We start from the raw sequence: 13937 nt of genomic DNA on the forward strand, positions 1-13937 counted from the left end.
AAAATCCTGAAAATAATTTTCAGGATTTTTTTTATTTGTTGTTTTCTGTAACTTCAATAGTATCAATTATTTACAAACTTAAAATAATACCGTTTTCTTTGAGTTGTTGCATTGGTTTTGAAAACCAGAATAATTCAAAATCATCAAAATTTTCTTCAAACTGAGTCTTAACTTGTTGAAGTGTAATACGTTTCGGATTTTCAAAAGTATTTTCTGCAATAATTTTTATCAACCAATCTGCTTTTTCCTGCTCTAAATCTACACTTACAATATTCGTTTTTAGATGAAATGTAATTCTTGTGTACGGCCAAGAGTTTTGTTTTTTTGTTTTTATGTAATTCTCAGCGATTACGTTTTTCTCCAAAAATACAATTTTAGAGTTTCCTTTAAAGCTAAATTGATTTTCATCTAAAAGACAATCGTGAATGTAATCAGGATGAATCGTAGTTTTTGGAATTTTAAAATCAAACCAGTCCTGCAGAGGAAGTTCAAAATTAATTCCGTGCATAAAATTGAAGAGCGATTTTTTTAATCCAAAACTAAATTTACTGTGATCGATTCCGGTTTTATCTTTAAAATCGATGTCATTATTAGCAAATTTAATTTCCAGTTTAATCGGAGTAACTCCAAATTCTTCAGGATTTTGACCCACCGGAGAATGTGCGGTCATGGCAAACTGATGCCAAAAACCACTTTGTAAAATTCCCATTTCGAAAAGCTGACGAACCATTTCTAAAGAATCTACCGTCTCTTGAACCGTTTGGGTAGGGTAGCCATACATCAAATAAGCATGAACCATAATTCCGGCTTCGGTAAAATTTTTGGTAACTTTTGCAACCTGATCTACAGAAACTCCTTTGTCAATTAACTTCAGTAATCGGTCACTCGCCACTTCCAATCCGCCAGATACGGCTATACAACCAGAAATTTTTAGTAAGAAACATAAATCCTGAGTAAAGCTTTTTTCAAATCGAATATTAGTCCACCAGGTTACAACCAAATTTCTTCGTAAAATTTCTAAAGCCACTTCTCTCATTAGAGCAGGAGGTGCAGCTTCATCTACAAAATGAAATCCGGTTTCGCCGGTTGTTTTAATTAATTCTTCCATTCTGTCGACCAAAATTTTGGCAGAAATGGGTTCATAAATTTTAATATAGTCTAAAGAAATATCACAAAATGTACATTTCCCCCAATAGCAACCGTGCGCCATTGTCAACTTATTCCATCTTCCGTCGCTCCATAAACTGTGCATCGGATTGGCAATTTCTATAACAGAAACATATTTATCTAGCTGTAAATCACTATAATCTGGAGTTCCTATTTCCGATTGTTTATAATCGTGTTTTGTCGTGTTATTTTTGTAAGTAACTTCTTCATTTTCAATTAAAAATGTTCTTTTATACTGAGGTTCTTCGTTTTGCTCAACATGGAAAACGCTTTCATACACCAACTCGAGAGGAACTTCACCATCATCTAAAGTGATAAAATCAAAAAACTCAAAAACTCTTTGATCTTTAATTTCTCTTAATTCAGTATTAGGAAAACCACCACCCATGGCAGTTTTGATGTGCGGATAATTTTCTTTTATAAATTTTGCAGATCGAAAAGCTGAATATAAATTTCCAGGAAAAGGAATCGAAAAACACACCAATTTCGGTTGGACCAATTCTAATTTCTCGTGAAGAATTTTTAAAGTAAAATCATCAATAAATGTCTGATCAGAATTTAATTTTAAATATAATTCGTCGAAAGAATTGGCACTTTTCCCTAATCTTTCGGCATATCTGCTAAATCCAAAATCAGAATCTACGTTTTCAAGAATATAATCAGACAAATCTTCTAAATATAAAGTGGCCAAATGCTTGGCTTTATCCTGAAGACCCATATTTCCGAAAGCAAATTCAACGTCATCCAACTGATTAAATCGGGAGGCTTCGGGCAGAAAATTCATCGAACAAATCTGTCTTGCCAAAGTAGGATTTTTATTCTGAAGAAATAAAATGACATGATCAATTGTTTTTAAATATTCATCTCTTAAAGCAAAAATACGCTGCGAGTTTTCTGAAATATTCTGTAAATTAATTTCTATATCAAAAACTTTTTGAATTCCGTCTTTTGAAAATAATGCCAAAATTACTTCAATCCCTAAATCGATTTGATAGCTTGAAATATTTTTAGTGTTTAGAAAACCTTTAATATAAGCTGTCGCCGGATAAGGAGTATTAAGTTGCGTAAAAGGTGGAGTGATAAGAAGAAGGTCTTTCAAAAGGAATTTTTTTTTTGCAAATTTATTGTAAATCTTTTAGTTTTGCCACGAATGCACGAATATATTTTCAGATACTACTAAATAAATTCGCGCATTCGTGGCAAAAAAAACCGCTAGAAATTTCTAACGGTTCTTATATTTTAATGAAATCAAAATTACATTTGCTTGTATTCGATATTCATTTGTTTTTCCATTTCTGCATATACTCCAGTATCAAATTTTTCTTTGATACCTTCAAAAGCAGCTAAAGTTTCATTAATTTCAGCATCAGTATGTGAAGCTGTAGGAATTAATCTCAATAAAATCATTCCTTTTGGAATTACAGGATATACAACCACTGAGGTAAATACTCCGTAATTTTCTCTTAGATCTTTCGCTAAAAGTGTTGCTTCGATAGTTGTTCCTTGAATGAATACTGGTGTTACACAAGTGTTTGTGTTACCAAGGTTGAAGCCTCTTTCTTTTAATCCGTTTTGTAATTTATAAACGTTTTCCCACAATTTATCTTTAATTTCTGGGCGTGTTCTTAATAATTCTAATCTTTTCAAACCTCCAATTACCATTGGCATTGTTAAAGATTTAGCAAAAATCTGAGAACGAAGATTATATTTCAAATATCTGATAATCGTTTCATCTCCCGAAAGAAAAGCTCCGAAACCAGCCATTGATTTAGCAAAAGTAGAGAAGTAAACATCAATTTGATCTTGACATCCTTGCTCTTCACCAGCTCCGGCTCCTGTTTTACCTAGAGTTCCGAAACCATGTGCATCATCAACTAAAAGTCTGAAATTAAATTTAGATTTTAAATCACAAATTTCTTTTAGTTTCCCCTGCATTCCTCTCATTCCGAAAACACCTTCCGTAATCACTAAGATTCCACCACCGTTTTCTTCAGCCACTTTGGTTGCACGAGCCAAGTTTTTCTCTAAACTTTCAATGTCATTATGTTTGAAAGTAAAACTTTTTCCCATATGAAGACGCACACCATCTACGATACAAGCGTGAGAATCTGCATCATAAACAATAACATCATGTCTTGTTACCAACGCATCAATACACGAAACCATCCCTTGATAACCGAAGTTTAAAAGATAAGCAGCATCTTTTTGAGTAAATTCTGCCAATTCTTTTTCCAATTGCTGATGTTGTTGAGTTTCCCCAGACATTGCTCTTGCACCCATCGGATAAAACATTCCGAATTCTGCAGCCGCTTTTGCATCTGCCTCCAAAACTTCAGGATGATTACACAATCCTAAATAATCGTTGGCGCTCCAAAAGATTACATCTTTACCTTGAAATTTCATTCTCGGACCAATTGGACCTTCCAATTTTGGGAATACAAAATATCCTTCTGCGTAGTCTGCAAACTGACCTAGTGGCCCTGGATTTTGTTTTATTCTTTCAAAAATATCTAACATTGTATGAGTATTTTTTATGTAAAAAAGCCCTTTGTAATTTACTAAAAGGCTTAATTTGTATTAATTTATTCTTGTTATTTGATGAATTCTGTTTTGAAAACTTCATCATAGTTGTGGAAACAGTTGTTGATGAAACCTTGTTCCTCCATCCATTTGTCGCTGTACACTTTTGTAATATAGCGTGAACCATGATCGGGGTAAATCATTACCACAAAATCATTTTCGGTCAACTCATGAGACTGCGCATATTGCATTAATCCCTGAGTAACCGCTCCTGTTGTATAACCACCCATAATGGCTTCTTTCAAAGCAAGTTCTCTGGTTCTGTAAGCCGACATTTCGTCATTTACTCTCACAAACTCATCTACTTTATCAAATAAAAGGGCAGAAGGGATTAAGTTTTTCCCCATTCCTTCAATCTGGTAAGGATGTACATCTTCTTTGTGAATTTTACCGGTTTCATGGAAACTCTTTAAAATAGATCCATCAGCATCAACACCGATAATTTTAATATCTGGATTTTTTTCTTTTAAGAATTTTGCAGAGCCCGATAGCGTTCCACCCGTTCCAGTACATGCAAAGAGGTGAGTAATTTTGCCTTCAGTCTGCTCCCAAATTTCAGGACCTGTGGTTTGATAATGAGCATCAATATTAAGCTCATTAAAATACTGATTGATATAAACAGAATTTGGGGTTTCGGCAGCAATTCTTTTTGCTACCTCATAATACGATCTTGGGTCATTCGCAGGTACATTCGCAGGACATATATATACTGTAGCACCAAGAGCTTTTAGATAAGCTATTTTTTCAGCTTTTGTTTTGTCACTTACCGCAAGAATACATTTGTATCCTTTAATGATGCAAACCATTGCAAGTGAAAAACCTGTATTGCCGGAAGTAGTTTCTACCACTACTGAATCTTCCTTTAATAAACCTTTTTTCTCAGCGTTTTCAATAATATGAAGTGCGATTCTATCTTTTGTGGAATGTCCAGGATTATATGATTCTAACTTAGCATAAATTTTGGCAGGAATTTCTTTAGTCACCGTATTAAGTTTCACTAAAGGAGTGTTCCCAATTAAGCCAAGAATATTATCGTAAACATTACTCATTATTTGTTATTTTTCAAATAAAAATCTGACCGCAAAAATACAAAAAAATAAATAATCCTTAAAACTTTTACTCAACTATAAGTTTGCTATTTGTATAAATAGGTGATTTATTTTTGCTTGCAGCCCACCGAACCACACAAAAACCACGCCATAATTTTTAAATTTTGTTAAAATTAATTTAAACTAATCTAAAAACCTTATTTTCGCATAATTGATTTTATACTATGAAAAACTGGACTTTTAGGCAATGGAATACCCTTCTCGGATGGGTGACTTTCGTTATTGCATTTTTCACGTACTTATCAACTATGGAACCCAATTTTAGTTTTTGGGATTGTGGTGAGTACATTTCTTCAGCAGTAAAATTAGAAGTAACGCATGCTCCCGGAGCAGCTTTATTTCAGATTGTGGGAGCAGTAGCTGCCATTTTTGCTTTTGGTAAGGGTGAAAATTACTCTCTCGTTATTAACGGAATGTCGGCATTATTCAGCGCATTTACAATTTTGTTTTTGTTCTGGACGATTACTCATTTTGTAAGAAGACTTCTCAACAAAGATTTTGAAGAAATCACAAAACATCAGGAGATTTCTATTCTTTTTGCTGGACTTGTTGGAGCTTTGTGTTTTACATTTTCTGATACGTTTTGGTTTTCAGCAGTGGAAGGTGAAGTATACTCGATGACCTCGATGTTTATTGCGCTTTTAGTTTGGTTGATTACAAAATGGGAAAACGAATACCTTGAGAAAGACAACGAAAGATGGATTATTCTAATCTTTTTTATCTTAGGTCTTTCGGTAGGAGTTCACATGATGGGAATGCTTGCTATTCCTGCTGTATGTTTAGTTTACTACGCAAGAAACTACACATTTACGTGGAAAAATTTTATTATTGCAAACCTTATTACTCTAGGGATTTTAATTCTTGTATTTAAAATTATCTTCCCGGTAATCATGTCTTTATTTGGAAAACTTGAAATCTTCTTTGTGAATGGTTTAGGATTACCTTTCCATTCTGGAACGATTGCTGGCTTTATCATTATGGTAGCGCTTTGCTATTTCCTTATAAAATATGCAAGACAATCGAAGAAAAATATTTTTCAGACGGTAGCTTTATCTGTGGTTTATATGATGATTGGTTTCTCTTGTTGGATGGTAATTCCGATCAGAGCAAACGCTAATCCGCCAATGAACCTTAACGATCCAGATACTGCAATTGGTATGCTTGATTATTATAACAGAGAGCAATACGGAGATTGGCCAACAATTTACGGTCAAAACTATACTGCGTTTTTGGATGCAAACGGAATTCAGAAAAACGAAGACGGTAGTTTTAAAACTAAAAAAACCGGAGAAGTTTACGAAAAAGACGAAAAAACAGGAACTTACAGAAAAACAAGTGAGCGTTTTAATTATATTTTTGATAAGTCTCATGTGAGCTTAATGCCAAGAATGTTTAACGATGATAAAGATGTAATGTCAAATTACATTTCTATGTATGGCGCACCAGATTTTCAATTTAACTATGCGAATGAGGATGTGGCAGATAGCCCGGAAGCAAAACAAATTTTTGATGAGCTGAGAGCGAAATATGAAGATGGATCGATTACCGCTGCAGATTATCTAAAAGTAAGACCTTATAACTTAATCACTGTTCAGAAGCCATCTTTAGCTCAGAATATGGATTATTTTATTTCATTTCAAAACGGATATTATTTCTTAAGATATTTGATGTGGAACTATGTTGGAAGACAGAATGACCTTGAAGGAAACAGCGAAAATACAAAAGGAAACTGGATCTCGGGGATTGCACCAATCGATAATGCACTTTGGGGAAATCAGGATGCGATGCCTGCAAAATTCAAAAATGAAAGTACAGTAGCATTTTTCTTTTTACCATTATTATTAGGTATTTTAGGATGTTATTTCCAGTTTAGCAGAGACTTCGGAAGATTTTACGCGATATTATCTTTATTTATTTTAACAAGTGTCGGAATTATTTTCTACACCGGAGTAAAACCTTTTGAGCCGAGAGAAAGAGATTATGCAATGGTAGGTTCGTTCTATGCATTCGCCATATGGATTGGTTTGGGAGCCGGAGGAATTCTTTGGTACTTGCAGTCTAAAGTAAAATCTAATGCAGCCAATATTGGTTTTGGAGTGATTTTGTTGGGAGTTCCATTTATGATGGGTTTCCAAAATTATAATGTTCACGACAGAAGCAATAGATATACAGCATACGATTATTCTTATTCAGTATTAAAATCATTACCAAAAGAAGATATCTTATTTGTTTACGGTGATAACGATACCTATCCGGTTTGGGCAATGCAGGAAACGGAGAGATTCCGTGACGATGTGAAAGTGGTTAACTTTACATTGCTTTCAACGCCTTGGAATATCGATCAGGTAAAAAGAAAAACATATAATTCAAATCCTATTCCTAGTGAGCTTACTCACGAAGACTATAGAGATGGTGTGAATGATCAGATTTATCTGATGAAGAAAAGTGATTGGAAAAATATCATCGCTAATCTACAAGAAGCAGGAGCTCCAGAAAGTGCAATAGCACCATTCCAGAAATATTTGGTTCAGGATTCTATGACTTTAAAAGAGGCAATGAGCTTTATTAAAATGAAATCTCCTGAAAAAGATGAAGTTTTAAAAATGATTTTTGGTGAAGAGCGTTACGAAAAGTACAATTTCCTTCCGGTAAATAAATTTGTAATTCCTGTAAACAAAGCAAATGCAGTGAAAGCAGGAATCATTAATGCTTCAGACCTTCCTAATACAGTAGATCAGATTGTTGTTGATTACAAATCAGGAACTTTATACAAAAATAACCTGATGATGTTTGATATTTTGGCAAACTTCGATTGGAAAAGACCTATCAACTTCTCTTCAGGAGGGGTTTATGAAAGCGAAAATATTTTCTTCTTAGACGAATATCTGCAGTTTGATGGTTTCAGCTACAGATTGGTTCCTATTCACACGCCAAGAAGCAGTGATGGAGAAATGGGAAGAGTAGATGCAAACTCATTATATAATATTGTCAAAAACTACAGATGGGGTAATTTCAAAGACTTGAAAGTTCATTTTGATGAAACGGCAACTTCAAACATTATGAGCTACAGAAGTTCAGCAAGCAGAGCAGCAGCAGCTTTAGCTCTATCAGGACAAAAAGCAAAAGCTTTAGAAATATTAGACCTTGCATCAAAAGAAATTCCTGCAGAAAAATATAATGATCCTCGTTCTTTAAGTTCAATGGTTTACGGATACATCGTTGCAGGACAAGAAGAAAAAGGATTGAAACTGGCTGAAATTCTTAAAAAAGGAATTTTTGAAGAGTATGATTATTATTTATCTTTAAGTCCGGCTGAGCAAAGATTTGCAGGAAGACCAATGAGATCAAAACCAATGGAATATTCGTTAGTAGTAACTTCAGTAACTGATGCTTACAAAAAAACAGGGCAGACTGAGAAAGCGTATAATTATCTTGTGAAATCTATTGAGCCTGTTGATAAGAAATTTAATGTATTTATTAAAGATCTTCAGCAAATGGGTAAAGAGAAAGCAATGAAAGAATCTGAAAAAGTACAGAAAATCACCCCGTTTTATCAATATTTATTTGATATAATGGAACCATTTGATTCTACTTACGCTAAAGAAAAAGAAGATCAGATTACCACAGCGATTATTAAAGCAACACAATAAAATCAATACTTAAAACGGAACTTCGGTTCCGTTTTTTTTATGTTGATATTCCTGAAATTTAGAATTACCTTTGTGTAACTAAAAAAACGCAATGGCTGAATCTCAAAATAAGAATCTCCCAATCTACGCTGTATTTTTTGCAATCATTGCAAAACTTTATTTTTTACTCACGCACCACATTCAGGAGGATGCATTTATCACTTGGCGGGTTGCCCAAAATCTGATGGATTACGGAGTAATCGGTTTCAACGGAGCTACGAAAATATCGGCTTCTACAACGCATTTATATGTTTTTGTATCGTATATTTTCAATATTATTTTCGGAAAAGAAAATTTTATAGAGCCTTTGCTTGTTTTCAATACTACACTTTTTACGATTGGAAGTTTATTTCTGTCGCATCTTTTATTTAAAAATAATTGGCATAAAGCAATTTTCATCTTATTATTTGGAATTTTACCGCCATCAATAAAGATTTCTATTCTCGGAATGGAATATGGAATTTTGTTTTTCCTTGAAATGGCATTGCTGTATTATGGTTTTAAAAAAGAAAAAAAATGGGCTTTTATTGTGCTTCCTATTTTAATACTGTTCACAAGAATTGATACGGTAATCTTCTTAGGAATTGTATTTTTAGTGGATGTTTTCTGGAATAAAAAAATCAGATGGAGCTATATTTTAGGTGGAATTTTAGGCGTTGCAGTCTGCGTTTCTTTCAACTGGTTTTATTTTGGTGAATGGGTAAACAATACGATTGTTGCGAAAAAACTGGCGTACGATCAAGCATTTACTTTACAACAGAATATAGAATATTTTAGGTTAAACTATGGCAATTTCTGGGGAATGTTAAAGCTGCCCGGAGATTTTAATCCGATTACCATTGTGATTGCTCTTTTTGAACTTGTATGTTTTATTTATTTAATAAGACAGCGTGAAAAAAGAAACTATTTTCTTTGGATTATTTTTTTGTTTGCATGGTCTAAACAGATTATTTTCCTTTCTCAAAAAAGTCTTTTTGATTGGTATTATTGGGTGCCACAGATTCTACTTTTCGTTCCGGTTTTGATTTTTGTTTTAGAGCAGAAAGTGAAAAGAAAACTTTGGCTGACTTTATTAATTCTTATTTACATCTTACCAATGCTGGCTTTCCAAACCATACATTCTATTGCCACAGGAAACGGTGAATGGAATTACAGACGCTCAATTGGTTTATTTTTAAACACGTATGAAAAAGATAAAAAACAATGGATTTTACTCGAACCGGCTGGTTATATTCCTTATTTTTCAGGCTTAAAAACGATTGACGAAGTAGGATTGGTGGATAAGCAAATTCAGGAAGAGATTAAAAAAGATAAATCCAATTATTGGATAAATACGGTAAAAAACAGAAAACCCAAGTATCTGCTTTCTTACAAAAGTCTGTTTGAAGATAAAGATTCTACGTATTATAAAACGCATTATCGTCTCCTGAATGAGTTCAGAATAAACAATCATCTGAAAAGTGAGTATCCGATTTTAGAAAAAATTTATAAACTGAAACCTTCAGGCACTGACTATAATTTGTACGAAAAAGTAAAGTAAGAATTTGTATTAAAGTAAAAAGTAAAAAGTAATTTTGAGCTCTAAAACTCTAAAACTCTAAAACTCTAAAACCTATGCAGTACTGTGCTTTTCTCCGTGGCGTCAACGTAAAAGGAACGAATATGAAAATGGCAGAAGTTTGCCAGGTTTTTAAGGAAGCCGGAATGGAAAATGTGAGTTCTATTTTAGCTTCAGGAAATATTATTTTCAGCTCCGATAAAGATGCCGTTGAGCTTAAAACTATTTTAGAAAAAGCAATGTCAGAATATTTTAATTATGAAGCTTTTCTATTTATAAAGACAGTAGCAGAAACAGAGTTGTTTTGGACTAAAAATCCGTTTGAAAAGAATGAGAATTTTCATACTTACGCATTTGTAGGAAATGAAAATGTAGAAAATGTTTTAATGAATGAGTTTGAAATAGCTTTAAAATCTGAAAATGAGCAAGCTAAGATTGTTAATAATATCTTTTATTGGCAGGTTTCAAAAGGAAATACCTTAGATTCTAGCTTTGGAAAAGTTTTAGGTAAAAAAAGTTTGAAAAATCAGTTTACCAGCAGAAATATTAATACTTTTGAAAAGATTCTTAAGAAATTTTAATACTTTCAGTTATTATTCCGAGAAACGAACAAATATTTAATTTTTTTCTCTTTTAAAATAATTTTTAATTCTAAAAACCGTTTACAGGTTAAGTTTATAAATAATTTCCAATTATAAAACTTTCTCAGTATTTTTACTGAACTTTTTAATTTAAATAAAAATAATGATTCAACATTTAGATAACATACAGCACAAAGATTCAAAAAACTTCTTCTTAATTGCAGGACCATGCATTATCGAGGGCGAAGACATGGCATTAAGAATTGCCGAAAAAGTAATTGAGCTGACTAATAAATACAATATTCCTTATATTTTTAAAGGAAGTTTTAAAAAAGCAAACCGAAGCAGAGTAGATTCTTTCACAACAATTGGTGAAGAAAAATCTTTGGAAATTCTTAAAAAAGTAGGAGAGACCTTCAATATTCCTACCACAACAGATATTCACGAAAACGAACACGCTGCTTTGGCGGCGCAATATGTTGATGTTCTTCAGATTCCTGCATTTTTGGTGCGTCAAACCGATCTTTTAGTGGCTGCCGCTGAAACAGGAAAATGTGTAACATTGAAAAAAGGACAATTCCTTTCTCCTGAATCCATGAAATTTGCGGTTCAGAAAATTACGGATTCTAATAACCCAAAAGTAGCAATTATTGAAAGAGGAAATTCTTTCGGATATACCGATTTAATCGTTGATTACAGAGGAATTCCTACCATGAGAGAATATGCTCCGGTAATTCTGGATGTTACGCATTCTTTGCAGCAGCCTAATCAAAGCTCAGGAGTTACAGGAGGAAGACCAGATCTTATAGAAACTGTTGCTAAAGCTGGAATTGTGGTGGGTGCAGACGGGCTCTTTATAGAAACTCATCCTACTCCAGAAACCGCACTTTCTGATGGGGCAAACATGCTAAGATTAGATTTATTGGAAGATTTATTACAAAAACTCACAAGAGTTAGAGAATCTATACTATAATTGTTAAAAAATACTTAATTTTAGAATTCTAAAAAATTCCTTTTGAAAAAACTAGTTTTACCACTAAGCCTTATGGTTCCGGTTTTGATATTTTCGCAAACAAGAAAAAGAGATACCACAACGACAAGGGTTACCAATATTGAGGAAGTTGTTTTCCAGAAAAAAGTTACCGGGAAAACCACTGATATTACAGCAGTAAGAATTTCAGCAAAAGATGCCAAAAATGTCGCAAGTATCTCTGGCGGTGTAGAAGGAATGCTAAAAACACTTCCGTCTGTAAATTCAAATACCGAGCTTTCTTCACAATACATGGTGCGTGGTGGAAACTATGACGAAAACCTTATCTATATTAATGATATTGAAATTTACAGACCTTTCCTGATTAGAAATTCTCAGCAGGAAGGTTTAAGTATCATCAATCCGGATATGGTTTCGGCAGTCAATTTTTCGGCAGGAGGTTTTGAACCAAGATATGGCGATAAAATGTCTTCTGCTTTAAATATTTATTATCGTGAGCCTAAGAAGTTTGAACTTTCAGGGGAAGCGAGTTTAATTGGCGGAAGATTAACCACAGGTTTTGCATCAGGAAAAGAAGATGAAAACGGAAATAAAAAATTTACCGCTTTATTTTCTGGAAGATACAGAAATACTAATCTGGTTCTGAATACTTTAAATGAAGATACTGATTTTAATCCTACCTATTACGATTTCCAATCTTATCTGAATTACCATGTCAACAGTAAGCTTTCACTATCATTTATAGGATATTATTCTAAAAATGATTACGAAATGATTCCTAAAGAACGTAGCGTAGATTTTGGAACGATAAATCAACCCATTAACTTGTCAGTTTTTTATAATGGTAAAGAAAATGACCAATATAAAAACATGATGGGAACGTTTTCTGTAAACTATAAACCGTCGGATAAATGGAGGTTTACGCTCGATAGTTTCTCTTATCAAAACCGTGAAAGAGAATATTATTCTATTGCTTCAAGCTATATTCTGCAGACTTTTGATCCTATTACAGGAACTCCTATCACATCTTACGATGTTGGTGGGCAAATAGAGCATGCGAGAAATGATCTTTTTGTAAGAACGTATGGAACACAATTCAGAACTCGTTTTTCACCCAATGTGAATACCGATATTGAAGTAGGATTTAAATATGAAAAAGAAAATCTTCGAGATTTAACGAATGAATGGAAATTGGTGGACTCTTCAGGATACAGCATTCCGCATCCGGTTGATGATCCTAGATTTCCAGATGCTTCAGATTTAGATTTATTTTACAGTATTTCGGGTGCTAATCATATTGAACCAACAAGATTATCGGCTTACGGACAGTATTCTCAGAAGTTTTTCTGGGGTGCAAGTAAAATTTTGGTGAATGCCGGGGCAAGAGTGGCACACTGGAGTTTTAATAAAGAAACTATATTTTCACCAAGAGCTCAGTTTGCAATAAAACCTGATTGGGATACCGATATGTGGTTCAGACTTTCTGGAGGTGTTTATTATCAGGCTCCTTTTTATAAAGAAATTAAAGATCTGAATGGTAATTTTAATCCAAATATAAAATCTCAGCGATCTATTCAGGCAATTTTAGCCAATGAAACTGAGTTTGAGTTTGAAGACAGACCATTCAAATTAACGACAGAATTATATTATAAAAAAATGGATAATGTAATTCCGTATTATATGGATAATGTGAGAATTCGTTATTCAGGGCAAAATAATGCTTCAGGCTACGCGTACGGAATTGATACCAGATTATTTGGTGAATTTGTTCCTGGGGTAGATTCTTGGCTTTCTGCAAGTTATGCACGAGTTTTTGAAAATATTGATGGAAGAGGAAATATTCCAAGACCTACAGATCAGAGATTTAGATTTGCAATGTTTTATCAGGATTATATGCCGAAATTCCCTCAAATGCGTGTAAATCTTACCTTAACTTATGCGATGGGATTACCAAACGGAGCACCGGTTTTCACAGATCCTTACCAATATCAGAAAACTTTACCTTCTTACAAAAGGGTAGATTTGGGGCTTTCTTATGCATTTGTTGATGCTGAAGCAAAAAAACAGACCTATGGTTTCTTGAGTAATTTTGATGAATTAACTTTAGGTGTTCAGGTTTTCAATGCCTTTAATATCAATAATACAATTGCCAATCAATGGATTACGGATGCAAATAGTAGTATCATGTATCCTGTTCCGGTTCGCTTGACGGGTAGATTCTTTAATGTGAAATTAGAATTTAAAATAAAATAATTTTTATTG

8 protein-coding genes are annotated in these 13937 nt (G+C 33.4%); 5 read left to right on the forward strand and 3 right to left on the reverse strand.

What is annotated here, in order from left to right:
• Positions 1-70: 70 nt before the first annotated feature.
• The 3 genes from LO744_RS09405 to LO744_RS09415 all read right to left on the reverse strand — a co-directional run bounded on the left by LO744_RS09405 (position 71) and on the right by LO744_RS09415 (position 4796).
• Positions 71-2266: a B12-binding domain-containing radical SAM protein gene (locus tag LO744_RS09405; protein WP_230668845.1), complete on the reverse strand. Its 2196-nt coding sequence runs from the start codon at positions 2264-2266 to the stop codon at positions 71-73.
• A gap of 155 nt (positions 2267-2421) precedes the next feature.
• Positions 2422-3684 (reverse strand): aminotransferase class I/II-fold pyridoxal phosphate-dependent enzyme, encoded by a 1263-nt coding sequence (locus LO744_RS09410; protein ID WP_230668847.1) that lies wholly within the window; start codon positions 3682-3684, stop codon positions 2422-2424.
• A 74-nt stretch (positions 3685-3758) separates the two neighbouring features.
• Entirely contained in the window at positions 3759-4796 is a 1038-nt protein-coding gene (locus LO744_RS09415) for a PLP-dependent cysteine synthase family protein (protein ID WP_066676628.1), read from the reverse strand.
• Between the two features lie 224 nt (positions 4797-5020).
• Here LO744_RS09415 and LO744_RS09420 point away from each other — a divergent pair, with 224 nt between their 5' ends.
• The 5 genes from LO744_RS09420 (at position 5021) to LO744_RS09440 (ending at position 13928) form a co-directional block, all read left to right on the forward strand.
• Positions 5021-8506, forward strand: coding sequence for a protein O-mannosyl-transferase family (locus LO744_RS09420; RefSeq protein WP_230668849.1), 3486 nt, complete (start codon positions 5021-5023; stop codon positions 8504-8506).
• A gap of 91 nt (positions 8507-8597) precedes the next feature.
• Positions 8598-10085 carry a hypothetical protein gene (locus LO744_RS09425; protein WP_230668851.1) on the forward strand — a complete coding sequence of 496 codons (1488 nt, stop codon included), beginning with the start codon at positions 8598-8600 and terminating at the stop codon, positions 10083-10085.
• 74 nt (positions 10086-10159) lie between these two features.
• A complete protein-coding gene (locus tag LO744_RS09430) occupies positions 10160-10684 on the forward strand; it encodes a DUF1697 domain-containing protein (protein WP_230668853.1) in 525 nt (174 codons plus the stop codon).
• Positions 10685-10847: 163 nt separating this feature from the next.
• Positions 10848-11657, forward strand: a complete 810-nt coding sequence (gene kdsA, locus LO744_RS09435) for a 3-deoxy-8-phosphooctulonate synthase (protein ID WP_230668855.1) — start codon at positions 10848-10850, stop codon at positions 11655-11657.
• A 42-nt stretch (positions 11658-11699) separates the two neighbouring features.
• On the forward strand, positions 11700-13928 hold the full coding sequence (locus LO744_RS09440; protein WP_230668857.1) for a TonB-dependent receptor plug domain-containing protein: 2229 nt from the start codon (positions 11700-11702) through the stop codon (positions 13926-13928).
• Positions 13929-13937 lie beyond the last annotated feature (9 nt).

This window comes from Chryseobacterium turcicum, from assembly GCF_021010565.1.
In the GTDB taxonomy this organism is placed as follows: domain Bacteria; phylum Bacteroidota; class Bacteroidia; order Flavobacteriales; family Weeksellaceae; genus Chryseobacterium; species Chryseobacterium turcicum.

What these genes read in the sequence shown, in the direction of transcription:
- kdsA (WP_230668855.1), top strand. Translation starts at nt 10,848, where the DNA reads ATGATTCAACATTTAGATAACATACAGCACAAAGATTCAAAAAACTTC.
- LO744_RS09430 (WP_230668853.1), top strand. Translation starts at nt 10,160, where the DNA reads ATGCAGTACTGTGCTTTTCTCCGTGGCGTCAACGTAAAAGGAACGAAT.
- LO744_RS09425 (WP_230668851.1), top strand. Translation starts at nt 8,598, where the DNA reads ATGGCTGAATCTCAAAATAAGAATCTCCCAATCTACGCTGTATTTTTT.
- LO744_RS09420 (WP_230668849.1), top strand. Translation starts at nt 5,021, where the DNA reads ATGAAAAACTGGACTTTTAGGCAATGGAATACCCTTCTCGGATGGGTG.
- LO744_RS09415 (WP_066676628.1), bottom strand. Translation starts at nt 4,796, where the DNA reads ATGAGTAATGTTTACGATAATATTCTTGGCTTAATTGGGAACACTCCT.
- LO744_RS09410 (WP_230668847.1), bottom strand. Translation starts at nt 3,684, where the DNA reads ATGTTAGATATTTTTGAAAGAATAAAACAAAATCCAGGGCCACTAGGT.